The sequence below is a fragment of the Vibrio sp. dhg genome (assembly GCF_003443775.1).
GTDB lineage: Bacteria > Pseudomonadota > Gammaproteobacteria > Enterobacterales > Vibrionaceae > Vibrio > Vibrio natriegens.
Genome location: NZ_CP028943.1, coordinates 2,820,518 through 2,846,193 on the forward strand (window position 1 = coordinate 2,820,518; position 25,676 = coordinate 2,846,193).

The 25,676-nt window shown below is 44.9% G+C and carries 26 protein-coding genes, 1 tRNA gene and 1 pseudogene; 12 read left to right on the forward strand and 16 right to left on the reverse strand.

What is annotated here, in order from left to right:
• Positions 1-221 precede the first annotated feature (221 nt).
• The 4 genes from DBX26_RS13115 to DBX26_RS13130 all read right to left on the reverse strand — a co-directional run bounded on the left by DBX26_RS13115 (position 222) and on the right by DBX26_RS13130 (position 2,580).
• On the reverse strand, positions 222-899 hold the full coding sequence (locus DBX26_RS13115; protein WP_118119822.1) for an HNH endonuclease: 678 nt from the start codon (positions 897-899) through the stop codon (positions 222-224).
• A 106-nt stretch (positions 900-1,005) separates the two neighbouring features.
• The gene (locus DBX26_RS13120) at positions 1,006-1,251 is read right to left on the reverse strand and encodes a hypothetical protein (RefSeq protein ID WP_162889703.1); all 246 of its coding nucleotides are present in this window, start codon (positions 1,249-1,251) and stop codon (positions 1,006-1,008) included.
• 390 nt (positions 1,252-1,641) lie between these two features.
• Positions 1,642-1,726, reverse strand: a tRNA-Leu gene (locus tag DBX26_RS13125).
• A gap of 188 nt (positions 1,727-1,914) precedes the next feature.
• Positions 1,915-2,580 (reverse strand): SDR family NAD(P)-dependent oxidoreductase, encoded by a 666-nt coding sequence (locus tag DBX26_RS13130; RefSeq protein WP_118119440.1) that lies wholly within the window; start codon positions 2,578-2,580, stop codon positions 1,915-1,917.
• Between the two features lie 178 nt (positions 2,581-2,758).
• Here DBX26_RS13130 and DBX26_RS13135 point away from each other — a divergent pair, with 178 nt between their 5' ends.
• Together DBX26_RS13135 and DBX26_RS13140 are read left to right on the forward strand one after the other, a co-directional pair.
• Positions 2,759-4,027, forward strand: coding sequence for a DUF2254 domain-containing protein (locus tag DBX26_RS13135; RefSeq protein WP_118119442.1), 1,269 nt, complete (start codon positions 2,759-2,761; stop codon positions 4,025-4,027).
• A 193-nt stretch (positions 4,028-4,220) separates the two neighbouring features.
• Complete coding sequence (locus tag DBX26_RS13140; RefSeq protein ID WP_118119444.1) at positions 4,221-4,700, forward strand: RDD family protein; 480 nt, start codon at positions 4,221-4,223, stop codon at positions 4,698-4,700.
• Positions 4,701-4,731: 31 nt separating this feature from the next.
• Here the strand turns inward: DBX26_RS13140 and lptG are convergent, their stop codons facing one another.
• A complete protein-coding gene (gene lptG, locus DBX26_RS13145) occupies positions 4,732-5,802 on the reverse strand; it encodes an LPS export ABC transporter permease LptG (RefSeq protein WP_014233052.1) in 1,071 nt (356 codons plus the stop codon).
• 3 nt (positions 5,803-5,805) lie between these two features.
• The gene (gene lptF, locus DBX26_RS13150; protein WP_020334475.1) at positions 5,806-6,906 is read right to left on the reverse strand and encodes an LPS export ABC transporter permease LptF; all 1,101 of its coding nucleotides are present in this window, start codon (positions 6,904-6,906) and stop codon (positions 5,806-5,808) included.
• A gap of 200 nt (positions 6,907-7,106) precedes the next feature.
• On the opposite strand from lptF, the gene pepA reads away from it, so the two are divergent.
• From pepA to DBX26_RS13180, 5 genes and pseudogenes are all read left to right on the forward strand, one after another.
• Positions 7,107-8,615 (forward strand): leucyl aminopeptidase, encoded by a 1,509-nt coding sequence (gene pepA / locus DBX26_RS13155; protein ID WP_020334476.1) that lies wholly within the window; start codon positions 7,107-7,109, stop codon positions 8,613-8,615.
• Positions 8,616-8,717: 102 nt separating this feature from the next.
• A complete protein-coding gene (locus tag DBX26_RS13160) occupies positions 8,718-9,167 on the forward strand; it encodes a DNA polymerase III subunit chi (RefSeq protein WP_014233055.1) in 450 nt (149 codons plus the stop codon).
• Positions 9,168-9,326: 159 nt separating this feature from the next.
• Entirely contained in the window at positions 9,327-12,185 is a 2,859-nt protein-coding gene (locus DBX26_RS13165; protein WP_118119446.1) for a valine--tRNA ligase, read from the forward strand.
• Positions 12,186-12,389: 204 nt separating this feature from the next.
• Positions 12,390-12,794, forward strand: a complete 405-nt coding sequence (locus DBX26_RS13175) for a DUF2061 domain-containing protein (RefSeq protein ID WP_065297407.1) — start codon at positions 12,390-12,392, stop codon at positions 12,792-12,794.
• Between the two features lie 63 nt (positions 12,795-12,857).
• Positions 12,858-13,334 (forward strand): annotated as a pseudogene (locus tag DBX26_RS13180) (GNAT family N-acetyltransferase); the annotation flags it as partial.
• Between the two features lie 20 nt (positions 13,335-13,354).
• Here the strand turns inward: DBX26_RS13180 and DBX26_RS13185 are convergent.
• Together DBX26_RS13185 and rraB are read right to left on the reverse strand one after the other, a co-directional pair.
• Positions 13,355-14,155: a hypothetical protein gene (locus DBX26_RS13185; protein ID WP_118119447.1), complete on the reverse strand. Its 801-nt coding sequence runs from the start codon at positions 14,153-14,155 to the stop codon at positions 13,355-13,357.
• 146 nt (positions 14,156-14,301) lie between these two features.
• Positions 14,302-14,718, reverse strand: a complete 417-nt coding sequence (rraB, locus tag DBX26_RS13190; protein WP_014233060.1) for a ribonuclease E inhibitor RraB — start codon at positions 14,716-14,718, stop codon at positions 14,302-14,304.
• Between the two features lie 558 nt (positions 14,719-15,276).
• Between rraB and arcA the strand changes: the two genes are divergently transcribed.
• The 5 genes from arcA (at position 15,277) to DBX26_RS13220 (ending at position 19,855) form a co-directional block, all read left to right on the forward strand.
• Positions 15,277-16,500 (forward strand): arginine deiminase, encoded by a 1,224-nt coding sequence (arcA, locus tag DBX26_RS13195; RefSeq protein ID WP_014233061.1) that lies wholly within the window; start codon positions 15,277-15,279, stop codon positions 16,498-16,500.
• 150 nt (positions 16,501-16,650) lie between these two features.
• Positions 16,651-17,655 carry an ornithine carbamoyltransferase gene (locus DBX26_RS13200; RefSeq protein ID WP_020334483.1) on the forward strand — a complete coding sequence of 335 codons (1,005 nt, stop codon included), beginning with the start codon at positions 16,651-16,653 and terminating at the stop codon, positions 17,653-17,655.
• Positions 17,656-17,928: 273 nt separating this feature from the next.
• Positions 17,929-18,858 (forward strand): aspartate carbamoyltransferase, encoded by a 930-nt coding sequence (pyrB, locus tag DBX26_RS13210; RefSeq protein ID WP_014233063.1) that lies wholly within the window; start codon positions 17,929-17,931, stop codon positions 18,856-18,858.
• Positions 18,859-18,873: 15 nt separating this feature from the next.
• Positions 18,874-19,335 (forward strand): aspartate carbamoyltransferase regulatory subunit, encoded by a 462-nt coding sequence (gene pyrI, locus DBX26_RS13215; protein ID WP_014233064.1) that lies wholly within the window; start codon positions 18,874-18,876, stop codon positions 19,333-19,335.
• 130 nt (positions 19,336-19,465) lie between these two features.
• Positions 19,466-19,855, forward strand: a complete 390-nt coding sequence (locus tag DBX26_RS13220) for a RidA family protein (RefSeq protein WP_014233065.1) — start codon at positions 19,466-19,468, stop codon at positions 19,853-19,855.
• Between the two features lie 75 nt (positions 19,856-19,930).
• On the opposite strand, the gene DBX26_RS13225 is transcribed toward DBX26_RS13220, so the two are convergent.
• The 8 genes from DBX26_RS13225 to mlaF all read right to left on the reverse strand — a co-directional run bounded on the left by DBX26_RS13225 (position 19,931) and on the right by mlaF (position 25,355).
• Positions 19,931-20,656, reverse strand: coding sequence for a 1-acylglycerol-3-phosphate O-acyltransferase (locus DBX26_RS13225; RefSeq protein ID WP_065297409.1), 726 nt, complete (start codon positions 20,654-20,656; stop codon positions 19,931-19,933).
• 129 nt (positions 20,657-20,785) lie between these two features.
• The gene (gene murA, locus DBX26_RS13230) at positions 20,786-22,051 is read right to left on the reverse strand and encodes a UDP-N-acetylglucosamine 1-carboxyvinyltransferase (protein WP_014233067.1); all 1,266 of its coding nucleotides are present in this window, start codon (positions 22,049-22,051) and stop codon (positions 20,786-20,788) included.
• A 9-nt stretch (positions 22,052-22,060) separates the two neighbouring features.
• Positions 22,061-22,315: a BolA family iron metabolism protein IbaG gene (gene ibaG / locus DBX26_RS13235; protein ID WP_014233068.1), complete on the reverse strand. Its 255-nt coding sequence runs from the start codon at positions 22,313-22,315 to the stop codon at positions 22,061-22,063.
• Positions 22,316-22,318: 3 nt separating this feature from the next.
• Positions 22,319-22,639, reverse strand: coding sequence for a lipid asymmetry maintenance protein MlaB (locus tag DBX26_RS13240; protein ID WP_065302910.1), 321 nt, complete (start codon positions 22,637-22,639; stop codon positions 22,319-22,321).
• Positions 22,639-23,277, reverse strand: coding sequence for a phospholipid-binding protein MlaC (locus DBX26_RS13245; RefSeq protein ID WP_020334486.1), 639 nt, complete (start codon positions 23,275-23,277; stop codon positions 22,639-22,641). The genes DBX26_RS13240 and DBX26_RS13245 overlap by 1 nt, the downstream gene beginning before the upstream one ends.
• 2 nt (positions 23,278-23,279) lie before the next feature.
• The gene (gene mlaD / locus DBX26_RS13250) at positions 23,280-23,768 is read right to left on the reverse strand and encodes an outer membrane lipid asymmetry maintenance protein MlaD (protein WP_014233071.1); all 489 of its coding nucleotides are present in this window, start codon (positions 23,766-23,768) and stop codon (positions 23,280-23,282) included.
• A 2-nt stretch (positions 23,769-23,770) separates the two neighbouring features.
• Positions 23,771-24,562: a lipid asymmetry maintenance ABC transporter permease subunit MlaE gene (mlaE, locus tag DBX26_RS13255; RefSeq protein ID WP_014233072.1), complete on the reverse strand. Its 792-nt coding sequence runs from the start codon at positions 24,560-24,562 to the stop codon at positions 23,771-23,773.
• Positions 24,552-25,355: a phospholipid ABC transporter ATP-binding protein MlaF gene (gene mlaF, locus DBX26_RS13260; RefSeq protein WP_014233073.1), complete on the reverse strand. Its 804-nt coding sequence runs from the start codon at positions 25,353-25,355 to the stop codon at positions 24,552-24,554. Before mlaF ends, mlaE begins: the two co-directional genes overlap by 11 nt.
• Positions 25,356-25,676: the final 321 nt, after the last annotated feature.

Consider the following 25,676-nt stretch of genomic DNA (forward strand, 5'->3'; position numbering starts at 1 on the left):
ACTTGAGTGCTGAGGCGTCCATCACATCACTACAAAGATAGGTGATAATTGCGAGCAGTAAACGCCTACACCTAATATATGGGGGGGATTGACGCCCCCTTTCTTATCAGACTACGACTTGTCAGTGGGAAACTTATATCAATCCCCTACTAGCTAATAACACACACTCTCTTTCCTTCGAAGTCATAGAGTGAAAGAGTAATTTATTTAAACGATCATTCTTACGTACATTCACTTTCTAGGGTTTGAAATCGATTAAAATGTTCCATCATGTACATTTCAAAGCGAGAGTAATCACCTCGTTCTAAGTTGTTAGTATCAAGCTCAATTCCCTCTTCAATACCTAAAGCAAGCAATGTCTTTTTATCTAATTTTTTTGACGTACGAAGCCTAAAGGACCGATTCTTCAATTCGAAGGACAAGAGGTGACTATCAAATAGCTTATCAATATGAGCGCACAGCAGTAATCCATTAGCTCCATCCAATCTGTCACTACGACCCTGACAATCTCGCCATGGACGAATATGCGAAGCAATTAATAGTTCCTTTATATCTATTAGTGTTACTGCACACCTTTCTCCTCCCCATAGTTTGGCAACTCGTTCTCGAAACACTCCCTGACCAACTCTCGCACTGATCAACTGTAACTTTTCCGTTTCAGAGACATCATCACCACATAAATCCATTACATCACTAACCATGGAGTCAATGTCTGAAGCACTATCTTGAACCAAGTTAAACAGCATGTATCTGGAACTTTTATAAAGATCTGAAACATCCTTATATGAGTCATACAGTACTAAATCTTCTGGCTTAAAGCGGATATTAAAATTAAGCAAAGCATCATCTTCAATGACTCTAGACGAATCTGCACCTACCGTTCGTAATTCATCTGACATTACGTCAAACCAACCATTATGTTGATAAGTCAAAACAGCGTGTTCTGCTTCAGGCCTAGTTAAACATTCAGCTCGCTTTATATGACCGATTGAGAGCTTTTTTCGATCAACTACCGTATACAATTCGATGTAAAAAAACACTTCCTTGATATGTTTGATTTTTAGTGTTTACTCCTTGGAGAAAGGAATACTTAAAACCATCAATTACCTTAGAAAAATCGAGTAACCACTCCTCGTGACCATATCCTGGATTTACTTCAAATGAATTTTTATCCTTACTTTTACCTTCAGGTCCTGAAGGTGCTTTCCAACCGTTATTGTTCCAGCATATTCTCGCTGCTTTCTTTTCCATAAAAAACCTTAAGTAATACTTAACTAGTTTCACACAATACCATTTAATTATTAGAGGCATGAGTTAACACGATCACAATCTCATAGCACCGTAAAGTCACCATGGTCGTACCATGGTTCTAGCAGCTCACAGGTCTTGGTAATACTGGCTTGTGCGACGGCTGCTTTTTGCATTTGTTGGATTTGCTAGGATTCCCTTGCGCACAGAATCGTCATGCGATGAACCATATATGGACCATGGTCGAAATTTTAAGGAGGGTAAAGAGAGCCTATTGGAGCGAAAAAAGAGGCGATAGCAGGAAAGGAATCTTGAGGTAAGCACCTGAAAAATCGAACATTTTCAAACGCCCAAAACGACGAAAGGCCGCTATAAAAGCGACCTTTCTATGTATGGTACCGGTGGGCGGACTTGAACCGCCACGCCCGAAGGCAACGGATTTTGAATCCGTCGTGTATACCAATTTCACCACACCGGCATCTCTGGGCTATTGCCCTTTGATGTTTGGCATTATACGTAAGCTTTTGACCTGCGCAAGCAGAAAAACCTTTAATAACTATCGTTTGCTGATAATTTCGCCACAAACTGTGACAAAGGAGAGCTCGAGCCCCGTAATCTTATCTCCGCCCACCTAGTTTACAGCTATCTTCCCAATATCTATGGCGTTTATAACCGGTTAACCGTGATATCAGAAACATAACCGTTACCGATGCTCGACACCGCATCATGAATCATTTGGGCCGCATCTTCTGCTTGCATAAAACTACTGAGATCTAATGACTTGCCACTGGTTTCCCAAAACTCCGTCGCCATCCCTCCCGGATAAACCGCAATAATTTTCATCGGTTTGCCCTTTAGTTCTAAACGAACAGACTCTATCAGACCTTTTACCGCCCACTTAACTGCGCAGTATGTGGACTCCTGAGCTTTCGGCTGTTGCGATGCAGTCGACATAATCATAACCACATTTACCGAGTGATCCTTGTAACGCTTAACCAACTCTCGCAAGACATTAATGGCAGAATTAAGGTTGTTGTTAATCAACTTTTGAATCTGTTCTGGCTCTTGTTCTTCCAACAGCCCAAAATAACCACTTCCCGCACTATGAATCACTGTTTGGGGAGGCTGGCCTAATTGATCAAATAATTGTTCAACATCCTGATGTAAAGAGAGATCACAAGCTTGGTAACCAATGTTGTTAGATAGTCTGTTTGTGATTTCAGAGAGTTTACCCTCGCTTCGTCCCGTAAGGTATGTTGGCTGACCATCGCAATCGTAAAGCTTAGCCAACTCAGCCCCAAGTCCGCTACTAGCGCCTGTAATTAGAATCATTTTTTACCTCACTACTTCACACCATCTGTACGTTTGAAAATATGCTGATATACGTGCCTTTTCATTATGGCTCATCAAACATTAACCAGACTTCAAAAAATTTAACCTATGCTTTAACAATACTAACGTTTTGAATTTTATATCCACTTTCGAATTATTGTTCGATAGGAGTCAGAGAATGACAGGATCTAAATGGCAGTGGTTGTTAAAACAGGTAACCCGCAAACTATGGGTTCGTACATCATTATTCGCCTTACTTGCGGTCGCTACCGCTTTGATGTCGATTGTTTTAAACGAATTCGTCGTACTGCCTCCCGCGATTAACGTCAGCAGTGATCTACTGAATAACATACTCAATATTCTGGCGACCTCAATGTTGGCGGTAACTACCTTTTCGCTCAATATCATGGTCTCAGCCTACACCGCCGCCAGTGCGGGAGTGACACCAAGAGCCACGAAGCTATTAATGGAAGACAGCACAACGCAAAATGCACTGGCGACGTTTCTTGGTTCGTTCTTATTTAGTCTGGTGGGGATTATCGCGCTTGGTGTTGGTGCCTATCACGAACAGGCGCGCATCTATCTGTTCATCGTAACTATGGTTGTCATCGTGATGATCATACTTACCCTACTGCGATGGATTCAGCATTTATCGGTACTTGGAAGAGTTTCAGAAACAACATCAAAAGTCGAACAAGCTCTGATAAGTGCGATTCGCAAGCGTGGAAATGAGCCTTGGCTTGGAGCCCGCCCCTGGAGTCACCCTGAACATAAACCTAGGGGAAGCAAACCTATTTACAGCCAAGAAATTGGTTACTTACAGCATATTGATATGCACCATCTTGATAGCATTGCCGAAGATAACCAATGCACCATTTACATAGAACGTCAGCCGGGTAACTTTGTTTACTCAGGGCAATCCATCGCTTGGTTATGTGGAGAGCTAGAAGAAGAAAGCGAAGTTAGCGCAGCTTTCACCATTCGAACAGAGCGTTCCTTCGACCAAGACCCTCGTTTTGGCTTGGTCGTTTTGGCAGAAATAGCTTCAAGAGCGTTGTCCCCTGCAGTCAATGATAACGGCACTGCCATTGATGTACTCGGGCGCGCTATAAGGGCATTGTCACTTTGGGGGGAGTTACTGAAGCAAAGACCCATAAAAACGCGTTTTCCTCGATTGTTTGTGCCTTCATTAAGCTGCCAAGATTTGTTTGATGATGTCTTTTTGCCGATAGCACATGATGGCGCAGCCCAACTCCAAGTTCAGATTCGCTTGCAAAAATCATTGTTAGCGATATCGAGCATGCATCCCAAACTCTTCGCCTCTCCGGCCCAAAAACTGTCAGAAAAAGCATTGGAACTCGCACTGTCTCAACATTATACCGAAGACGAAAAACACCAACTCTCTCAGCTTTCCCATCAGGTAATAGACCAGAAATTTCATGGCTGAAAACCAAAACGATTCGAACTGAATTGAAAAACTCCCAATACATTCTCTCTTATCCCCGCCCCTATCAACGATAAGTACGGCTGTAAAAGGCTGGATTTCGCCACAATTGGAGACTCTGTGCGTTGGCTCTCTTTTCACATGGGGAGGGAATCTATATTCTGACGCACAATTTGTTAAGGTAAGTGATGGAATTATGACTACTTCTACAACTCTTCCAACGGCAGGACTCTTTCGTCGACTAGCTGCTTTGGTCTATGACTCGTTGATTGTCATTGCGATAGAAATGATGGCAGCCGGAGTGGTTATGGCCTTTGTCTTTGCACTCAATGCCGCAGGGTTACTGAGCTATGGGGAATATGTCGATGCTGCGGATATGTTATCGAAGCACCCTGTAATAAGCCCAATCTTTACGCTGTATTTAGCGGTAGTTTGGATCTATTTCTTTGTTTTCTTCTGGACTCGCGCAGGTCAAACACTTGGTATGCGTGCCTGGAAACTTCAAGTACGTAACGCCGCTGACGATGCACCAATCACTGTTACTCAAGCGCTGATTCGTATTGCAACTTCAGGCTTCGGGTTAGCCAACCTGACGGTACCTATCGATCCGCAGAAACGCGGTTTCCACGACATGTGGGCCAAAACTAAAGTGGTTGTGTTACCGAAAGCACAATAAAAAAGGAAGGCATTGGCCTTCCTTTTTCTTTTTACAATTTTCTTCTTAATAGCGAGACCGCAATAGCGAGGAATACCAGGCTTGGTGCCAATGCGCCAAACACGGGAGGTATCCCGTATACCAGAGTCAACGGTCCGAAAAACTCACTGGAAATATAGAAAGTAAAGCCAGCGACTACCCCTGACAACACCCTTGCGCCCATCGTCACGCTGCGCAGCGGACCAAATACAAACGACAATGCCATCAACATCATGACCGCTATGGAGAGTGGTTGAGTCAGCTTACGCCAGAACGCAAGCTCGTAACGTGAAGCATCCTGTTCTGATGCTTTCAAGTACGTCACGTAATCGTACAAACCGCTAAGTGATAACTCTTCTGGCTTAACCGTCACAACGGCAAGCTTGTCTGGCGCCAGTGACGTTTGCCATTCCATTTGGTCGACACTTTGCTTGGATATCACGGTCTCACCTTGCATATCGGTGATTTGCACGTCTTTCATGACCCAGTTGTTGTCTTGCTCATAGTCCACTTCTTCAGCAAAGATCACTTTCTGGAGGTTCTTATCCTCATCAAAGCGCCACATATTCAGCGCATACAATTTGTCGTCTTCGACTTTGCCGATAAAGATAAAATCGTTCGCATCCCGAGCCCAAACTCCGGCCCGGACGGACACAATACTACCGCCGGATATTGCAAAAGAGCGTAGGTCACGAGCCATCTTTTGAGCTTCAGGCGCGCCCCACTGACCAAGCGTCATAACAATAAGCATTAAAGGCACGGCAGTTTTCAATACGGATAAACCGATATCCAATTTAGAAAAACCTGCAGCCTGCATAACCACCAGCTCAGAGCTTGATGCTAGCATCCCCAAACCAATCAAAGCGCCCAGCAGTGCCGCCATTGGGAAAAACATTTCAATGTCGCGAGGAATACTCAACAGTACAAAGTAAAGAGCATGCATTAGGTCATACACACCTCGACCAACTTTACGCAACTGTTCTACGTATTTGATGATGCCAGACAAGCCAACAAAGGTGGCCAAAACCAAGGCTGTGGTCGAAATAATGGTTCTACCGATATAAAGGTCTAAGATTTTGAACACGGCTTACGCTAGCCTCTTCTTGCGGAATTTTTCTTTCATTCGTCGAGCTGGAACGCTGTCCATCATGTTAGCCAAAATAGCGACTATTAGTAACATCGCATTGATTGGCCACATTCCAACGGTCGTCGGTATAGAGCCATCTTCCAGTGCCGATTTCGTTGCGCTGATCGCCAGGAAGTAAGCCAAATAAATCAGAATCGCTGGGCCCATTTTGGCGAATCGTCCCTGACGCGGGTTAACTGCAGACAACGGAATAACCAACATCGTGAGCAATGGAATACATACAAACAGTGAAATTCGCCATTGCAGCTCGGCTTGCGCTTCAGGGTCTGGATGACCAATCAAATCGGCCGTAGGGTAAGCTTCCCAGTCCCTGCCTTTCTTTTTCACTTCGCGCTGACCAATCACCCCTTCGTACTGATCGAACTTGGTGATCATATACTCCACGCGAGTAGGCACACCTTCATAGCGCGTACCTTCTTTCATCGTGATGATCTGTCGTCCATCTGACAGCTCTTTCACTTCACCTGAAGAAGAAAACATCACGCTAGGCAGAACAGAATCCCGAGGGCGCATCTGGGCAACAAACACATTGCTCAGCGTGTTGTCTTTAATATCATCGATGAACACCACAGAAGAGCCATCTGGCGTACCCTGGAATTGGCCTTTTTGAAGAAGGTCGACGCTATTTTCAGCCGCAACCTGCTCGTAGAGCTGTTCCACTCTTTCTTGCGACCATGGTGATAACCAAAGAGCGTTAAATGCCGCCACAGCAGAAGTAATCAGAGCTAAGTAAAGTGCTGCTTGCACCAAAAACTTGTTTCCGATCCCCGTCGCATTCATAACGACAATTTCACTCTCCGCATAAAGACGACCAAAAGTGATCAATATGCCGATATACAAACTCAACGGCAGCATCAATAAGCCCATTGCTGGCATATTCAAACCAACAATTGAGAAGATCAATCCAGCTGGAATATCCCCGTCAGAAGCGTCTGCGAGAACACTGATGAACTTTTGGCTCAGAAACACCAAAAAAAGTACGAAAAAGATCGCAAATTGACTCTTGAGTGTTTCGCGGATCAAATATCTAACAATAATCACGCTGAAATTACCTATACAAAACTTGTTTTTTTGGTCGAATCACTATAGTTTCCCGTTGAACCATTTATTTTTTGAAAAATTATAAACTAAATGTTAGTCGCTTAATTAGCTCTGCATGTAAGCCTGGAGCTAAAATTCAACAAGTAAGCGATCATTATCTAACATTTAGAGCAATTTGTCTTCAGGATGTAGGAGTACGCATGGAGTTCAGTGTAAAAAGTGGCAGTCCAGAGAAACAACGTAGCGCATGTATCGTTGTTGGTGTGTTTGAACCACGTCGCCTTTCTCCAGTAGCCGAACAACTTGATAAAATCAGTGACGGTTACATCAGTTCATTACTTCGCCGTGGTGATCTAGAGGGTAAACCTGGCCAGATGCTACTACTGCATCAAGTACCAGGAGTGTTGTCAGAACGCGTTTTACTTGTCGGTTGTGGTAAAGAACGTGAGCTAGGCGAGCGCCAGTACAAGGAAATCATTCAAAAGACGATCAGTACACTTAACGAAACTGGCTCAATGGAAGCCGTATGTTTTCTGACTGAGCTGCACGTTAAAGGCCGCGACACTTACTGGAAAGTTCGTCAGGCAGTTGAAGCGACTAAAGATGGTCTGTACACATTTAACCAGTTCAAGAGCGTTAAGCCAGAAACTCGCCGCCCACTGCGTAAGCTTGTTTTCAACGTACCAACTCGTCGTGAATTGAGCCTGGGTGAAAAAGCGATCACTCATGGTCTTGCTATCGCGTCTGGCGTAAAAGCGTCAAAAGACCTTGGCAACATGCCACCAAACGTAGCAAACCCAGCATACCTTGCGTCACAAGCTCGTCGTCTAGCAGACGATTACGAAACCGTGACCACCAAAATCATTGGTGAGCAAGAGATGGAAAAACTGGGCATGACATCATACCTAGCGGTAGGTCGTGGTTCGAAAAACGAATCTATGATGTCAATCATCGAGTACAAGGGTAACCCTGACTCAGATGCAAAACCGATTGTACTGGTTGGTAAAGGCCTAACGTTCGATTCAGGCGGTATCTCACTGAAACCTGGTGAAGGTATGGATGAGATGAAGTACGACATGTGTGGTGCGGCATCTGTATTCGGTACAATGAAAGCGTTAGCGAAACTAAACCTGCCTATTAACGTGATTGGTGTTCTGGCTGGCTGTGAAAACATGCCGGGTAGCAACGCTTACCGTCCAGGTGATATTTTAACAACGATGTCTGGTCAAACCGTTGAAGTACTTAATACTGACGCGGAAGGCCGTTTGGTTCTTTGTGACGCACTAACTTATGTAGAGCGTTTCGAACCAGATTGTGTGGTAGACGTTGCTACGCTAACAGGTGCTTGTGTTATCGCACTTGGTCACCATATCAGTGGCGTACTTTCAAACCACAACCCACTTGCACATGAGCTGGTAAACGCTTCTGAGCAAGCAAGTGACCGTGCATGGCGTCTACCTATGGCAGACGAGTACCACGAGCAGCTGAAGAGCCCGTTTGCTGACATGCAAAACATCGGTGGTCGTCCTGCTGGTACTATCACTGCTGGTTGTTTCTTGTCAAAGTTTGCTAAAAAGTACAACTGGGCACACTTGGACATCGCAGGTACTGCTTGGAAATCAGGCGCAGCGAAAGGCTCAACAGGCCGTCCTGTCTCAATGCTAGTCCAATTCCTTTTGAACCGCAGCGGCCAAGAGACAGAAGAATAATTTCTGAACTAAATCGAAAAGGGCCGCAAGGCCCTTTTTTATTGTCACCATATTCTCTATAACAAGAGTCGTAAGGTGAGATCAGAACTAAGCGAGAGAATGATGCAAACCGCAACTTTCTACATCATCAAAGAAGACAGCCCACAAGCGCAGCTCACTGGCTTTGAAGAGTATGTCGTATTTTTGGCTCAGCACTTTGCCCGCCAAGGCGCTAAAGTATATCTGAACTGCAACGACAAAATGCATGCCGAGCAGCTCGCTGAAGCTTTCTGGCAAATTGATGCAGACAAGTTCATGGCACATAATCTCGTAGGTGAAGGCCCTAAATACGCCACCAACATTGAAATTGGGCATCATGGTGTAAAACCGTCTTGGAATCGCCAATTAGTAATTAATTTGGCGGAAAATGAGACAACCTTTGCGAACAAGTTTGCTCAAGTGGTAGACTTCGTGCCCTGCGAAGAAAAAGCTAAACAGCTCGCAAGAGAAAGATATAAAATTTACCGACAAGCAGGCTACCAACTGCAGACGATAGAAATTCAATATCCTTAAGGGTCAATCCTTATAGTTAAGCTCTCTCTTTAGAGAGTTCACTTATAGAGATTGACTAAGATTTACCATTAACCAGAATCAAACCTCTAAATAGTTGAGCTTCGATTAAGGCAGTTAAAGCCACAATCCGCCCAAATATGACGAGGAAAAATGAGCGCTATGGAAAAAACATATAACCCAACTTCAATCGAACAAGCTCTGTATCAGACTTGGGAAGAGAAAGGCTACTTTAAGCCACACGGTGACACTACTAAAGAATCATACAGCATCATGATCCCGCCACCGAACGTCACTGGTAGCCTACACATGGGCCACGCGTTCCAAGATACGATCATGGATACGCTTATCCGTTGTGAACGTATGAAGGGTAAAAACACCCTTTGGCAAGTAGGTACTGACCACGCTGGTATCGCAACTCAGATGGTTGTTGAGCGCAAGATCGCGGCAGAAGAAGGCAAAACCAAAAACGATTACGGTCGTGAAGCTTTCATTGACAAAATCTGGGAATGGAAAGGTGAATCTGGTGGCACCATCACTAAACAGCTACGTCGTCTTGGCGCGTCAGTAGACTGGGATCGTGAACGCTTTACGATGGATGATGGCCTGTCAAATGCGGTACAGGAAGTTTTTGTTCGTCTGTACGAAGATGACCTAATCTACCGTGGTAAGCGTCTGGTTAACTGGGATCCAAAGCTACACACAGCAATCTCAGATCTAGAAGTAGAAAACAAAGACACTAAAGGCAACATGTGGCATTTCCGCTACCCACTAGCGGATGGCGTAAAAACGGCAGACGGTAAAGATTACATCGTCGTTGCAACCACTCGTCCAGAAACCGTACTTGGTGATACCGGTGTTGCTGTAAACCCAGAAGATCCACGTTACAAAGATCTTATCGGTAAAGAAATCATTCTTCCTATCGTTGACCGTCGCATCCCTATCGTAGGTGACGAGCACGCGGATATGGAAAAAGGCACTGGTTGTGTGAAAATCACACCTGCGCACGACTTCAATGACTACGAAGTTGGTAAGCGCCACCAGCTACCAATGATCAACATTTTGACTTTTGACGCCAACATCCGTGACGCGGCTGAAGTATTCAACACCAACGGCGAAGCAAGCGAGGCATACAGCACTGAGCTTCCAGCTAAATACCATGGCATGGAGCGTTTTGCTGCGCGTAAAGCTGTCGTTGCTGAGTTCGACGAGCTTGGCCTACTTGAAGAAGTGAAAGATCACGATCTACAAGTTCCTTACGGCGACCGTGGTGGCGTGGTTATCGAACCAATGCTAACTGACCAATGGTACGTACGTACTGCGCCTCTAGCGAAAACAGCGGTTGAAGCAGTTGAAAACGGCGACATCCAGTTCGTGCCTAAGCAATACGAAAACATGTACTTCTCTTGGATGCGTGACGTTCAAGACTGGTGTATCTCTCGTCAGCTATGGTGGGGTCACCGTATCCCGGCTTGGTACGACAACCAAGGCAACGTTTATGTAGGTCGCACTGAAGAAGAAGTTCGTAACAACAACAACCTAGAGTCAGTCATTGAGCTGCACCAAGACGAAGACGTACTGGATACCTGGTTCTCTTCTGCTTTATGGACATTCGGTACTCAAGGTTGGCCAGAGCAAACTGACGATCTGAAAGTATTCCACCCTTCAGACGTACTAGTCACTGGTTTCGACATCATCTTCTTCTGGGTTGCGCGCATGATCATGATGACCATGCACTTCGTGAAAGACGAAGACGGCAAGCCACAAGTACCATTCAAAACCGTTTACGTTACCGGTCTAATCCGTGACGAAAACGGCGACAAGATGTCTAAGTCGAAAGGTAACGTACTTGACCCAATCGACATGATTGATGGTATCGACCTAGAGTCTCTGGTCGAGAAGCGCACTGGCAACATGATGCAGCCTCAGCTAGCGAAGAAGATCGAGAAGAACACTCGTAAGACGTTTGAAAACGGTATCGAAGCATACGGTACAGACGCACTGCGTTTCACACTTGCAGCAATGGCATCAACAGGCCGCGATATCAACTGGGATATGAAGCGTCTTGAAGGTTACCGTAACTTCTGTAACAAACTATGGAACGCTAGCCGTTACGTAATGATGAACACAGAAGAGCAAGATTGTGGCTTCAACGGTGGTGACATTGAATACTCACTAGCGGACAAGTGGATCGAGTCTCAGTTTGAACTAGCAGCGAAAGCGTTCAACAACCATATCGACAACTTCCGTCTGGATATGGCGTCGAACACGCTTTACGAATTCATCTGGAACCAATTCTGTGACTGGTACCTAGAGCTAACGAAACCTGTTCTATGGAAAGGCACTGAAGCGCAGCAACGTGGTACTCGTCGTACGCTAATCACGGTTCTTGAGAAAACGCTACGTTTGGCTCACCCAGTGATTCCTTACATCACAGAGACTATCTGGCAAAGCATCAAGCCACTAGTAGATGGTGTTGAAGGTGAAACAATCATGCTTCAAGCTCTACCTCAATTCGACGAAGCGAATTTCCATCAAGAAGCGCTAGACGACATCGAGTGGGTTAAAGCGTTCATCACTAGCATCCGTAACCTACGTGCTGAGTACGACATCAACCCAGGTAAACCACTTGATGTAATGCTAAAAGCAGCAAGCAAAGAAGATGCGACTCGTCTAGAAGCGAACAAGCAAGTACTGATGTCTCTGGCGAAGCTAGAAGCGGTACGCGTTCTTGAAGCTGGCGAAGAAACACCAGCGTGTGCAACAGCATTGGTTGGTAAGTCTGAGCTGATGATCCCAATGGCGGGTCTTATCGACAAAGACGCAGAACTTGCGCGTCTTGATGGCGAAATCAAGAAAACGCACGGCGAGATCAAGCGTATTGAAGGCAAACTTGGTAACGAAGGCTTCGTAGCGAAAGCACCTGAAGCGGTTGTTGCTAAAGAGCGTGAGAAGCTTGAAGGCTACAAAGAAACACTGGCTAAGCTAGAAGAGCAAAAAACCACAATTGCAGCTCTTTAATCGCTAAAGCAAAAACAGAAGCCAAACGCTTCTATGCTTGAATCAAAAAGGTTGGTCATCAAGGCCAACCTTTTTTGTATCTTCCCTTCGCAACGTACGCATTGATAGCTTTCCCCTATTGAATTAATACTCACCACCCATTGGCGACAATGAGAATTATTATCGATAATAAACTCATCGAAACAAACACGATCAGTAATTATCATGAAAAAGACACTAACTTTCGCTGCATTACATTTTACTATCGCATTTAGTGTCGCTTACGTACTTACTGGCGACATCTTGATTGGTAGTTTAATTGCCATGATCGAGCCATCAGTAAACACGGTCGCTTTCTACTTTCATGAAAAAGCTTGGACAAGTGTTCCCGCTTTAAAAGCTCGTCAATTTATGACCAAGCTAAAAACCGCGAGTTTCGCAACCGTACACTTTAGCGTAGCGTTTACGGTGGTTTACTTGTTAACGGGTGATGCATTCATTGGTGGTGTCATGGCAATGCTAGAGCCATCTATAAACACAGTGGCGTACTATTTCCACGAGAAAGTTTGGTTACGTAAATCTGCAAACCAAACACCTTCATCTCACTTTGGTTTGCATCGACATGCCTAACCACAATATATTGAGCCCTTAAGGGCTCATTTTTGTAGGCAAAGCATGGAACAAATAGCACACTTCACTCTCCGCTCTCTCACACCAGAAGATAACCCAAACATAGCAAGCGTCATTCGCCAGGTTTCAGCAGAGTATGGTCTAACCGCTGACAAAGGCTATGGCGTGGCAGACCCAACGCTGGATGACATGTATTCTGTCTACAACCAACAAGGCGCAGCGTATTGGGTGATTGAGCACAATGGTGTGATCGTTGGTGGTGGAGGTTTTGCGCCACTGGCAGGAGAACCTAACGTGTGCGAGCTACAAAAGATGTACTTCTTACCACAAACTCGTGGGCACGGGCTGGCCAAACGTATTGTGGCTCTGAGTCTGCAATTAGCAAAGCAACTTGGTTATCAGAAGTGTTATTTGGAAACCACCGAGTGCTTAAAAGAAGCCATTGGTTTATATGAGAAGTTGGGATTTGAGCATTTAGATGCCCCGCTTGGACAAACAGGGCATGATGCGTGTGAAGTCGTGATGCTCAAATCGCTGTAGGAATTTAAGCACACCCAATTTTAGAGTACTAAGTGGGTAACACAAAGATCCTGGCTTAATGCCACTGAAAAATCTTGGCGTTGCCCATCTAGCTCTACTGACAATTGGTAGAGATCGCTTGGATTTGGGTTGTTGAGATCAGCGTATTTTGGCGCTTCGATCTGAAACAGAGCGCTAGCATGCTCAGCACGCACATCAATTGGTATGTGGTAAGTCATGCCGTTGAATTTGACCGATGCAGAAACCAACCCCGGTGCGAACGTCTGATAATAAAGATCAACCTTAAACTCACAACCACCACCATGGTGCCAGATCTGCTCAGTGGCAACGCGTTCTAAACGAACGTTGCGAATAAATTGTAGGTAAGGCTCCCGCCATACACCGATTCGATCGTCGCTTTTCTTATACTCTTGATCAGTAAGAGCGCACAGTTCCGGCCGATCTTCCTCAAACAGTAAGTCTTCTTCTTCCTCTAAGAATAAAATCTCAAAGCGGTTACGTCCCATCTGCATGAACGGACGAATGTCTTTCTTGTACACATTCTGGGTACCATCGCAGTCAAACAGTGCCACGCCGTTCAACCGTACTTCGGCATGGTAGTCGACGCCACCTAATACCATTTCTACCGCAGGGAATGCCATCATGGACTCATCCACTTCAATATCATGCATTAAGTGCCATTCTTGCTGGCAGATTGCTTCTTCTGACAATTCATCGGGAAGTACCTGACTTAATGGAGCAGGGAAAGTGATGTCATCCTGAGGGATAGATAGGTCCGTAAGTGGAGAGACTTGCCATAAACCGGCGAGTGACTGTTGCATATACACCTTGAGCTAGATCAATTTTTTACGCATTATGGTAAAAAAACCACACAAGCTCAATGTGAATTAGTTTCATACCTTATCGTTATCAATTGTTAGACATAAAAAAACCAGCTAAATAGCTGGTTTTTTCAATCAAGGAGAGACTATTCTTCGTCTTCATCATCTTCGTCAGAGTATAGAGCGTCTTCGCCCTCATAGTAGGTACCCCAACCGTCATAAATAATGTCGTACTTTTCAGCGAGATGAACCAGCTTCTCAACTTGAGCATCAATTGCTTCTGCATCGAGTGCAGATTCCATCGTCGCATCACAGCAAAGTAGTTTGTTGCCGTCTTCGTCTTCTGTCTCTTCTGCTTCAAGTACTTCAAAGCCCATCTTAAATGCTTCAACAACCGCTTTTTCTAGCGTATCGAAATCTTCTGCAAATAGGTGGTGCTCAATTTCGTATAGCGAATCTGGATCGCTGCCATCTTCTAGTAATGCTGCAATGATATCGCGAGTCTCTTCCTTTTGAATCTCAATTAATTCTTCTACTGATAGATATTCATCTTCGTGAGACATGTTTTGGCTCCAGATTAGTTACTTGGTGGAAACGATCCGGTGAAATATGGCACGGATTGCGACGAAAAGCCACTAACAAACGCCAAACCACAGTGATTGTTGTCAATTATTCCTTGATAAATATTAAACCCCTCTCACAAGGTCACAAAAAGTTAACAAGAAATGCTGTTTTGTAATATTCAGAAGATCCTAATTCGCATAAATAGGGCACAAACCAGCTCTCAATGCGTGTTTATGGTCCTATATTGAATACCGAGACGCCTTGCATTCTCTACTCAGCGAATAAAGAGAACCCCAAAATGCATATTTTAGAATATATATGCACATTTTATGCACTAAGCATGTAATATGCTCAAGTCAGACCAAAAGAATAAAAACGCACTTCACGCCAAAGCATAAAAACAACACAAAAAACCACCAATAGTATCCAATATCAACAAATCTGGATTTTTAATTTAAAATTAAAACGATTAACAAAATATTATCAAAGTTAACTAACTTGCATCTTATCCATAAGGTTGTCATAAATAGCGGCTGGTAAATCTGTAAGGACACAAAATGAGTAAGCTGTACGTTGGATCAGAAGTTGGTCAATTAAGACGAGTTCTTTTAAATCGCCCTGAGCGCGCCCTAACCCACTTAACGCCATCTAACTGTCATGAGTTATTGTTTGATGATGTTCTTGCGGTAGAAGCAGCAGGCGAAGAGCATGATGCTTTCGCTCGTACTTTACGCGACCAAGATGTAGAAGTACTTCTACTTCACGATTTACTAGTCGAAACCCTCGCGGTTCCAGAAGCGAAAAAGTGGCTATTGGATACTCAGATCTCTGATTTCCGATACGGCCCGACCTTTGCCCGTGATCTTCGCGCGTATTTTACAGAGATGGACAATGAACACCTTGCTTCAGTATTGCTAGGTGGTTTGGCCTACTCTGAGCTTCCTATCAAATCATCTTCTATGCTACCGAAGATGCGTCGCCCTCTAGACTTTGTTATTGAACCATTGCCAAACCATCTATTTACCCGCGATACATCTTGCTGGGTATACGGCGGTGTTTCTCTGAACCCAATGATGATGCCTGCACGTCAACGCGAAACAAACCATTTGCGTGCAATTTACCGCTGGCACCCAATCTTTGCAGGTCAAGACTTCATTAAATACTTTGGCGATGAAGACTTACACTACGATAACGCTAACGTTGAAGGCGGTGATGTTCTGGTTATCGGTAAAGGCGCAGTTCTGGTAGGTATGTCTGAACGTACCACAGCGCAAGGTGTAGAAAACCTGGCAGCTAACCTGTTTAAAGCGGGTCAGGCAACAGAAGTCATTGCGATTGATCTTCCTAAACACCGTTCATGTATGCACCTGGATACGGTCATGACACACATGGATGTCGATACCTTCTCTGTTTACCCAGAGATCATGCGTAAAGATCTGGATACATGGCGTCTGACTCCGAAAGGCACTGACGGTGAAATGAATGTTGAAGCATCGCACAACTACCTGCATGCGATTGAATCAGCACTTGGCTTAGATCAGCTGAAAATCATTACAACCGGTGGTGACAGCTACGAAGCAGAGCGTGAACAGTGGAATGATGCCAACAACGTACTGACCGTGAAACCAGGTGTGGTGATTGGTTACGAACGTAACGTCTACACCAACGAGAAGTACGATAAAGCCGGCATTCAAGTATTGACGGTACCAGGTAACGAGTTAGGTCGTGGCCGTGGTGGTGCTCGCTGTATGAGCTGTCCGATTGAACGAGACGATATTTAATCTCTTTCCGAATCAGTGAATAAAAACTAAGGTTGATGTGAATACATCAACCTTTTTTAGTTTTTAATTAAAATAATTATTCACAATAAAAGCATTTATATGTTTTAATGCAGTGATTCAAAATCAATCACACGTACAAAGGGACGAGCTATGGCTTTCAATTTACGAAATCGCAACTTTTTGAAGCTGTTGGATTTCTCAACCAAAGAAATCCAGTTCTTGCTCGAACTGTCTGCAGAGCTAAAAAAAGCGAAATATGCAGGAACAGAGCAGAAGAAACTCCAAGGTAAAAACATTGCACTCATCTTTGAGAAATCTTCTACTCGAACCCGATGTGCGTTCGAAGTTGCGGCCTTTGATCAGGGTGCTCAGGTCTCATATATTGGTCCTTCTGGCTCACAAATCGGCCACAAAGAATCGATGAAAGATACCGCGCGTGTATTGGGCCGTATGTATGATGGTATCGAATACCGTGGTTTTGGTCAGGCGATCGTGGAAGATCTCGGTGCTTACGCAGGCGTTCCAGTCTGGAATGGCCTAACCGATGAATTCCATCCGACGCAAATCCTCGCTGACTTCCTAACGATGCAAGAGCATGGACGTGGGAAGAAACTGCATGACATCACCTTTGCCTACCTAGGTGATGCTCGCAATAACATGGGCAACTCACTGATGGTCGGCGCAGCTAAAATGGGCATGGATATTCGTCTTATTGCGCCAAAAGCGTTCTGGCCGGAAGAGGAGCTTGTTGCCACATGTCAGGAAATCGCGCAGCAAACAGGTGCCAAGATCACTCTGACCGAAAGCGTTGAAGAAGGCGTTAAGGGCTGTGACTTCTTGTATACCGATGTTTGGGTATCGATGGGTGAATCTGCAGAAGCTTGGGATGAACGTGTTGCCCTAATGAAGCCTTACCAAATCAATATGGATGTGATTAAACAGACCGGCAATCCACATGTGAAGTTTATGCACTGTCTACCCGCTTTCCACAATGATGAAACCACCGTCGGTAAAGAAGTGGCTGAGAAATACGGCATGAAAGGTTTGGAAGTGACGGAAGACGTGTTTGAGTCAGAATATTCTATCGTCTTCGATGAAGCAGAAAACCGTATGCACACGATCAAAGCCGTGATGGTGGCAACGCTGGGAAGTTAACGGATTTTAGTAACAAAAACCATGATGTAATCGCTTGCACTAGTAAAAGTTAGGCGTATAATGCTCGGCAATTTGTCTGAGGATTAAGAAATGACCACGCTGATTGCTGCCGTAACAACGCGATTTGCTCTAACTAAGCGACTACGCTTGCGTGGTGTTATTTTCGTTAATTCTATCGATTTTTAAACCTCCCTATTTGGGAGGTTTTTTTATGTCCAAAATTCCTCAAGGTTAATTTTGGAGATAGTCATCACTGTTATAGGGAAGAAGATCATGGCGAACTCGCTTTACCAGAAGCACATCATCTCTATTCCAGAGCTTTCACGTGAAGAGCTGGAACTTATTGTCGCAACCGCAGGTAGCCTGAAAAAGGAACCTCAACCAGAACTGATTAAAAATAAAGTCGTTGCGAGCTGTTTCTTTGAGCCATCAACACGCACACGTCTGTCGTTTGAGACGGCAATTCAACGTGTGGGCGGCGACGTCATTGGTTTTGATAACGATGGAAATACTTCTTTGGCGAAGAAAGGCGAAACCCTTTCTGATTCCGTACAAGTCATATCTTCGTATGTAGACGCTTTCGTGATGCGTCACCCTCAGGAAGGTGCTGCACGTCTGGCGTCTGAGTTTTCAAACGGCGTACCAGTGATTAACGCAGGTGACGGTGCAAACCAGCATCCAACTCAAACTCTGCTAGACCTTTACACCATCGCTGAAACGCAAGGCCGCTTAGATAACCTTAATGTGGCATTCGTTGGTGACTTAAAATACGGTCGCACCGTTCACTCACTGACTCAGGCTCTGGCGAAGTTCAATAACATCCGCTTCTTCTTTATCGCTCCTGAAGCACTGGCAATGCCTGACTACCTTTGTGAAGAACTGGATGAAGCGGGTATTGAATACACCCTGCTCACTGACATGGAAACCGTCATTCCTGAGCTTGATATCCTGTACATGACCCGCGTACAGAAAGAGCGTTTTGATGAGTCAGAATACGCACACATCAAATCCGCTTACATCCTGACAGCCGCAATGTTAGAAGGTGCGCGCGAGAACCTTAAAGTACTGCACCCTCTACCACGTGTAGATGAAATCACAACGGATGTTGATAAAACACCGCACGCTTACTACTTCCAGCAGGCTCAAAACGGCGTATACGCCCGCCAGGCTTTGTTGGCGCTAGTTCTTAACGAAACACTGTAATCGAGGAGAAAAGACATGGCTAAAGAAACTCAATTGCAGGTAGAAGCAATCAAAAACGGTACCGTAATCGACCACATTCCAGCACAAATCGGCATCAAAGTACTGAAGTTGTTCGATATGCATAACTCGTCTCAGCGAGTGACCATCGGCCTTAATTTGCCATCGTCAGCGCTAGGCCATAAAGACCTGCTGAAAATTGAAAATGTCTTCATCAACGAAGAGCAGGCGAGTAAGTTGGCACTGTATGCACCACACGCAACCGTGAACCAAATCGAAAACTACGAAGTAGTGAAAAAGCTGGCGCTAGAGCTTCCGGAAAGAATCAACGACGTATTTGAATGTCCAAATACAAACTGTATTTCTCACAACGAGCCAGTAGAGAGCAGCTTCAAGGTATTTGAGAAGAAAGAAGAGATTCGCCTGAAGTGTAAATACTGTGAAAAAGTGTTCTCAAGAGAGATCGTTACTGAGCGATAATTCAGTAAACATTTCAGACCTCTAATAAGTTCAAATGCCCTGTATTTACGGGGCATTTTGCTCTTTACCTACCATAGATTTAGAGGCACACTGACACTCTTTATTCGCTAAAACAGATGGAACAAATAAAATGACAAAAGTACTTCACACGGAATCAGCACCAGCAGCAATCGGCCCTTACGTACAAGGCGTAGATCTTGGCAACATGGTTCTTACTTCTGGCCAAATCCCTGTTAACCCTGCAACAGGTGAAGTATCTGCGGATATCGCAGAACAAGCGCGTCAGTCTCTAGACAACGTAAAAGCTGTTGTAGAAGCTTCTGGCCTTAAAGTGACGGATATCGTGAAAATGACGGTTTTCGTTAAAGACCTAAACGACTTCGGCACAGTTAACGAAGTGTACGGCAAATTCTTCGACGAGCACCAAGTAGCAAACTACCCTGCTCGCTCTTGTGTTGAAGTTGCTCGCCTGCCTAAAGATGTTGGTATCGAAATCGAAGCTATCGCGGTTCGAAAATAAGTAAACGCGTTAGTTCATTTGAATTAAAAATGGGTAGCCTGAGCTACCCATTTTTATATGCTTGTATTTGGAAGATTAAGCGGCGTTACGCTGTTTAACTTCTTCATCCAACTCTTGCAGCTTCTCTTTCATCTGCTCACGACAAGTGTTCGCTAACTCACGAATCCCTTCTTTGGTACAACCTTCTGTGCTAACTGGTGGCATCATTTCCACAATGACATGACCGTTATTCCAGCGGTTCAGCTTGAGCTTATCAGTTGAACTACAAACGATAGGGATAATTGGCACGCCCGCACCAATTGCCGCGTGAAATGCACCTGTCTTAAATGGCAGTAAACCACGACCACGAGAACGCGTACCTTCTGGGAACATCCAAACCGACACATCACTCTCTTTCATGCTCTTAACCACTTGATCAATCGTGCCTTTCGCTTTTGAGCGGTTCGCACGGTCAATCAGAATATTACCCGTCAACCAGTAAAGCTGGCCAAACAGTGGCATCCACGCCAGGCTCTTTTTACCCACCGTGACCACTTTTGGTGTTACCGCCGCAGAAACCGTAAACATGTCCCAGTTGTTTTGGTGGTTTGCAATGTAAATGTGCTGACCACGCGAGTAAGCATCATCAGGAAGACGAAGTTCAAGTTTAACCCCAAAAACACGCGACATCTTGGCAAACAGACGGCCAAAGGTGAATACGTGTTTAGGGTTTCGTGGACTTAACAGGCAGTAACCACAACCACCAATAAACATCACAATAGCGAAAATTGCGATAGCAAACACACGTAACAGTGCAATCATTCTTATTCTCCAGAAACCGACTTCTAACAGATACAGCTATTAATTTCTCTTACTATGGAAAAGAGAGTGATATAAAAAAGCCGAAACCTGAGTTTCGGCTCTTCATATCCAAATCATCTGCTGTGCAGTTTAACTTGTCACGCTCACGCGCTCAATATTTGCGCCAAGTGCAGCCAGTTTATTTTCAATTTTGTCGTAACCACGGTCGATGTGGTAGATACGATCGACGATGGTTTCGCCTTTCGCAATACAACCTGCAATAACCAGACTTGCAGAAGCACGTAAATCTGTTGCCATTACTTGTGCTGCGCTCAAAGATTCAACGTCACCACAGATAACCGTGTTGCCTTCGATCTCAGCTTTAGCGCCCATGCGCATAAGTTCAGGAACGTGCATAAAACGGTTTTCAAAAATGGTTTCCGTGATTACGCCGCCGCCTTTCGCCATCATGTTCAATAGCGTGAATTGCGCTTGCATATCGGTTGGGAAACCCGGGTGTGGAGCAGTACGGACAGTCACGGCTTTTAGCTCACGATCTGTCATATCAACAGAAATCCAGTCTTCACCGGTTTCTACCAAAGCACCCGCTTCTTCAAGTTTCGAGAGTACCGCTTCAAGCAAATGTGCGTTGGTATTGCGACATACAACTTTACCGCCAGATACCGCTGCAGCAACTAGGAATGTTCCCGTTTCAATACGGTCAGCAACAACACTGTGCTTACAACCGCCAAGACGCTCAACACCTTCAATCGTGATGGTATCTGTACCAGCACCAGTGATTTTTGCACCCAGTTTGTTTAGGAACTCCGCCGTGTCCACAATCTCAGGTTCACGAGCAGCGTTGTCTAGTGTGGTTTTGCCTTCAGCAAGTGTCGCCGCACACATAATAGTAATAGTGGCGCCTACGCTCACTTTATCCATCACGATATGCGCGCCCTTCAGGCGACCATCGACTTCTGCTTTTACGTAACCATCTTCTAAAGTGATGGTTGCGCCTAATTGTTCTAGACCAGTAATGTGTAGATCAACCGGACGAGCACCGATCGCACAACCACCTGGTAAAGAAACCTGACCTTGGCCAAAACGCGCAACTAGAGGACCTAAAGCCCAGATTGAAGCACGCATGGTTTTCACCAAGTCGTAAGGTGCACAGTATTCATTGATGCTGCTTGGATCGACGTGAACCGAACCGTTACGGTCTACTTTAGCGCCTAAACGCTTAAGTAGTTCCATTGTTGTATCAATATCACGAAGGTGTGGTACGTTAGCCACTTCTACTGGCTCTTCAGCCAAAATAGACGCAAATAAAATCGGCAGTGCTGCGTTTTTTGCACCTGAAATGGTCACTTCACCGACTAACGGTTTGTCTGACCCAATAACTCGAAACTTTTCCATCAATAAACCTTAAAGCGACATCAGTTTCTTATCACGAGCCCACTCTTCTGGTGTGAACGCTTTAATTGATAATGCATGAATGTCATTACGCTGGATGTAATCCATCAGAGGACCATAAATTAATTGTTGTTTCTTGACGCGGCTCATTCCCTCAAAGCAAGCATCAACAGCAACCACTTCATAGTGGCTACCTTCACCTTTCACATGCACTTCTTGAAGGTTTAGTGCTTCTTCTAATAACTGTTGTACTTTTGCGCTGTCCACAATTTACCCCTGATAATTCTGTATGTGTTTGTCCACTAACGATTCAACGTTACTTAGTTGAAACAGAGTGCGCAGTTGCGCGGGCACGAAACTGAGCATTATATGACAGTTTTGCTTTTTTGCATGCTCTATTAAGTGAATTAGCATCACCATTCCCGCAGAGTCGACTCGCACCACATCTTCTAGCGAACACTCGATCTCCGCTTGGGAAGGCTTCCATTGCAGAGCATGAGCCCACAATGAAGGCACTGAATCTCTGTCCAGCGCTCCAGAGAGCTTCAGGTTATTCGTGGTTAAGTTCCACTGAGCGTGAGACTGCGCCATTACTTTTTCGCCTCAAAGCGAATCGGTTCCGCCGCCAATTTCTCAAGATCCTTCGCTACTGCCAAAATACCATCCTGGCGAATTTTCGAGTTCCACTCCGACTGCTTGCTTGATAACAGGCTTATGCCTTCAGCAATCATATCGAACGCTTCCCATTCACTGGTTTTGTTATCTTTGCGCAGTTTAAATTCTAACTTGATGTTAGGACGCGGAGCATCAATGATATCGACTTTAACACTCGTAATTCGATCAGATGGATCAAGTTTTGGCTCCGGGCCAAACTCAATTTTCTGATCGCTGTACTGAGTCAGCACTTGCGCGTAAGACGCAATCAGGTAGCCATGAAACGCATCAATAAACTCGAGCACATCTTCACGTTTAGTCCCTTTGAGGTTTGGGCCTAACAATTTTAATGCGGCGTAACGGTAGTTGACGTAAGGCATCAACTCTTCTTCCACAACCACTTTAAGATGGTTGGGATCTTGTTTAATTTTTGGCTGCTCCGCTTTTAAGCGGTCAAACGTAACTTCTGACACTTGCTTCATCATTTGATAAGGCTGTGTTTTATCAACTTCTGCCGCATTCAAGTTAAAAGCTGCGAAAACCGCGACAACTGAAAGTAGTAATCTCTTCAACATAGTTATTCCTTACTTGAATCGTCTGAGCCACCCACGCTGTAAAGCACCTGACCAATTAAGTCTTCAAGTACTAAAGCAGATTTCGTGTCTTCGATGGTATCGCCGTCAACCAACATCACTTCGTCATCAAAAACGAAGCCAGGTACTAAGCCAATGTATTGCTCACCGATCAGTCCCGATGTCAGAATCTGAACACTCGATGTTTCAGGGAACTGATTGTATTGGCTATTGATCGATAAACTGACTTCTGGCAACAGGTTGTCTGGGTTGAGAGTAATATCACTCACTCGACCAATTACAACGCCACCTACCTTGACTGGTGAGCGGACTTTCAAACTACCAATATTATCAAACTCGGCTTTGAGGGTGTAAGTATCACCAGAGCCCATACTTTTTACGTCAGCAACTTGAAAAATCATCACAAGAATCGCGCAAATTCCCGCTAATACAAAGCTGCCAACCCATAATTCTGTTTTACGTGTTTGTTGCATGATTAATTCCCAAACATCAATGCTGTCAGTACAAAGTCTAGCCCCAGTACTGCTAAAGAAGAATGCACAACAGTGCGTGTAGTTGCTCGGCTGATCCCTTCCGAAGTCGGAATCGCATCGTAGCCATTAAACAGTGCGATCCAAGTAACAGTAATCGCAAACGCAAAGCATTTGATCATACTGTTGCCAATGTCCTGCCCCAGTTCGACAGAAGATTGCATCGCCGCCCAAAAACTGCCGTGGTCGACCCCTTTCCAGTCAACGCCGACAAGCTGAGCTCCCCAGATACCGACCGCCATGAAGATCATTGCTAGCAATGGCATCGAGATAGCGCCAGCCCAAAAGCGTGGTGCAATCACTCGCTTCAACGGATCCACCGCCATCATTTCCAAGCTGGAAAGCTGTTCCGTCGCTTTCATCAAACCGATTTCTGCGGTTAAGGCAGAACCAGCACGCCCGGCAAACAGCAGAGCAGTAACAACAGGACCGAGTTCACGCAGCAAAGAAAGCGCAACCATTTGGCCAAGGCTGCCTTCTGCGCCGTAATCCACCAGTACAACATAACCTTGCAAACTCAATACCATACCGATAAACAAGCCCGATACGACAATAATCGCCAGAGACTGAACACCTACGGAGTAAAGCTGTTTGATGAGTAAAGGAAAGCCCTTCGTCGGTTGAGGCTTTGATAACAACGCCCCCAACAACATTAACGTTGCACGGCCAAAAGCTTCACAGATGGATAATGTGCGTCGACCTAATGAGGCAACAAATTGAATAAAGCTATCGACCATCAAATAAATCCTTTTCGATACTTTGAGAAGGGTAGCTAAACGGCACAGGACCATCTGCATCGCCCTGTAAGAACTGCTGCACACGCGGATCAGGATTCTTTCTTAGATCATCTGGAGTACCAAAAGCGATGATTTTACCGTTGGCAAGTAAGTAAACCCAATCGGCAATACTCATGACTTCTGGCACATCGTGAGAAACGACGATAGAGGTCAAACCCAAAGCTTGGTTCAAATTGCTGATCAGTTCGACCAACACGCCCATAGTGATAGGGTCTTGTCCAACAAATGGCTCGTCATACATGATCAAATCAGGATCGAGCGCTATCGCTCTGGCCAGTGCAGCGCGACGCGCCATACCACCAGAGAGTTCGCTTGGCATTAACTGAGCCGCGCCTCGTAAACCAACCGCTTCGAGCTTGAGCAGTACCATTGTACGAATCAACTCTTCTGAAAGATTGGTGTGTTCACGGAGAGGAAAAGCCACATTATCAAATACATTCAAATCTGTGAACAAAGCGCCAGACTGGAACAACATGCTCATCTTTTTACGAGCATGATAAAGTTTTTTGCGTGACAGGGTTGGAATGTTATCGCCATCAAACCAGATCTCGCCTTGTTCGGGATACAACTGACCGCCGATCAAGCGTAACAGCGTGGTCTTACCGATTCCCGATGGCCCCATAATTGCGGTCACTTTACCTTCAGGAACGTGCAGATCGATACCATCAAAGATCGTGCGATTTCCGCGTGAAAAAGTGAGATTGTTAACGGTGACTAAATCGTTGTTCGACATATCATCCCTTCTACTATCGGAGCGTTGGAACTCGCTGTATCATCAAGCCAACTCACGTCCGAATGTTTTTAATTTGTAACCATCGTGCTCCAACAACGTTAAGGTGTATGGTTGACAACCTTCGTACACAAGAGTGGTGGTTAGAAAGCGAAAAACGGCTTCGGTTCATTTATTAGGCTGCAATCATAAGCACATTAGCTACGAATTAAAAGCACTGTTCGATTAAATAAAGTCGGTCAAATTCAATCAATTCTTGATGAACGATGACAGAGTCATGGCTTAATATTTAAATCTTAATGCAGAATCATTGCTTTAACAGTA

What these genes read in the sequence shown, in the direction of transcription:
- DBX26_RS13200 (WP_020334483.1), top strand. Translation starts at nt 16,651, where the DNA reads ATGGCTTTCAATTTACGAAATCGCAACTTTTTGAAGCTGTTGGATTTC.
- mlaE (WP_014233072.1), bottom strand. Translation starts at nt 24,562, where the DNA reads ATGGTCGATAGCTTTATTCAATTTGTTGCCTCATTAGGTCGACGCACA.
- mlaF (WP_014233073.1), bottom strand. Translation starts at nt 25,355, where the DNA reads ATGTCGAACAACGATTTAGTCACCGTTAACAATCTCACTTTTTCACGC.
- pyrB (WP_014233063.1), top strand. Translation starts at nt 17,929, where the DNA reads ATGGCGAACTCGCTTTACCAGAAGCACATCATCTCTATTCCAGAGCTT.
- mlaD (WP_014233071.1), bottom strand. Translation starts at nt 23,768, where the DNA reads ATGCAACAAACACGTAAAACAGAATTATGGGTTGGCAGCTTTGTATTA.
- pyrI (WP_014233064.1), top strand. Translation starts at nt 18,874, where the DNA reads ATGGCTAAAGAAACTCAATTGCAGGTAGAAGCAATCAAAAACGGTACC.
- DBX26_RS13245 (WP_020334486.1), bottom strand. Translation starts at nt 23,277, where the DNA reads ATGTTGAAGAGATTACTACTTTCAGTTGTCGCGGTTTTCGCAGCTTTT.
- DBX26_RS13130 (WP_118119440.1), bottom strand. Translation starts at nt 2,580, where the DNA reads ATGATTCTAATTACAGGCGCTAGTAGCGGACTTGGGGCTGAGTTGGCT.
- DBX26_RS13120 (WP_162889703.1), bottom strand. Translation starts at nt 1,251, where the DNA reads ATGGAAAAGAAAGCAGCGAGAATATGCTGGAACAATAACGGTTGGAAA.
- DBX26_RS13115 (WP_118119822.1), bottom strand. Translation starts at nt 899, where the DNA reads ATGTCAGATGAATTACGAACGGTAGGTGCAGATTCGTCTAGAGTCATT.
- DBX26_RS13225 (WP_065297409.1), bottom strand. Translation starts at nt 20,656, where the DNA reads ATGATTGCACTGTTACGTGTGTTTGCTATCGCAATTTTCGCTATTGTG.
- DBX26_RS13135 (WP_118119442.1), top strand. Translation starts at nt 2,759, where the DNA reads ATGACAGGATCTAAATGGCAGTGGTTGTTAAAACAGGTAACCCGCAAA.
- DBX26_RS13185 (WP_118119447.1), bottom strand. Translation starts at nt 14,155, where the DNA reads ATGCAACAGTCACTCGCCGGTTTATGGCAAGTCTCTCCACTTACGGAC.
- DBX26_RS13160 (WP_014233055.1), top strand. Translation starts at nt 8,718, where the DNA reads ATGCAAACCGCAACTTTCTACATCATCAAAGAAGACAGCCCACAAGCG.
- pepA (WP_020334476.1), top strand. Translation starts at nt 7,107, where the DNA reads ATGGAGTTCAGTGTAAAAAGTGGCAGTCCAGAGAAACAACGTAGCGCA.
- murA (WP_014233067.1), bottom strand. Translation starts at nt 22,051, where the DNA reads ATGGAAAAGTTTCGAGTTATTGGGTCAGACAAACCGTTAGTCGGTGAA.
- DBX26_RS13240 (WP_065302910.1), bottom strand. Translation starts at nt 22,639, where the DNA reads ATGGCGCAGTCTCACGCTCAGTGGAACTTAACCACGAATAACCTGAAG.
- arcA (WP_014233061.1), top strand. Translation starts at nt 15,277, where the DNA reads ATGAGTAAGCTGTACGTTGGATCAGAAGTTGGTCAATTAAGACGAGTT.
- DBX26_RS13140 (WP_118119444.1), top strand. Translation starts at nt 4,221, where the DNA reads ATGACTACTTCTACAACTCTTCCAACGGCAGGACTCTTTCGTCGACTA.
- DBX26_RS13175 (WP_065297407.1), top strand. Translation starts at nt 12,390, where the DNA reads ATGAAAAAGACACTAACTTTCGCTGCATTACATTTTACTATCGCATTT.
- DBX26_RS13220 (WP_014233065.1), top strand. Translation starts at nt 19,466, where the DNA reads ATGACAAAAGTACTTCACACGGAATCAGCACCAGCAGCAATCGGCCCT.
- rraB (WP_014233060.1), bottom strand. Translation starts at nt 14,718, where the DNA reads ATGTCTCACGAAGATGAATATCTATCAGTAGAAGAATTAATTGAGATT.
- DBX26_RS13165 (WP_118119446.1), top strand. Translation starts at nt 9,327, where the DNA reads ATGGAAAAAACATATAACCCAACTTCAATCGAACAAGCTCTGTATCAG.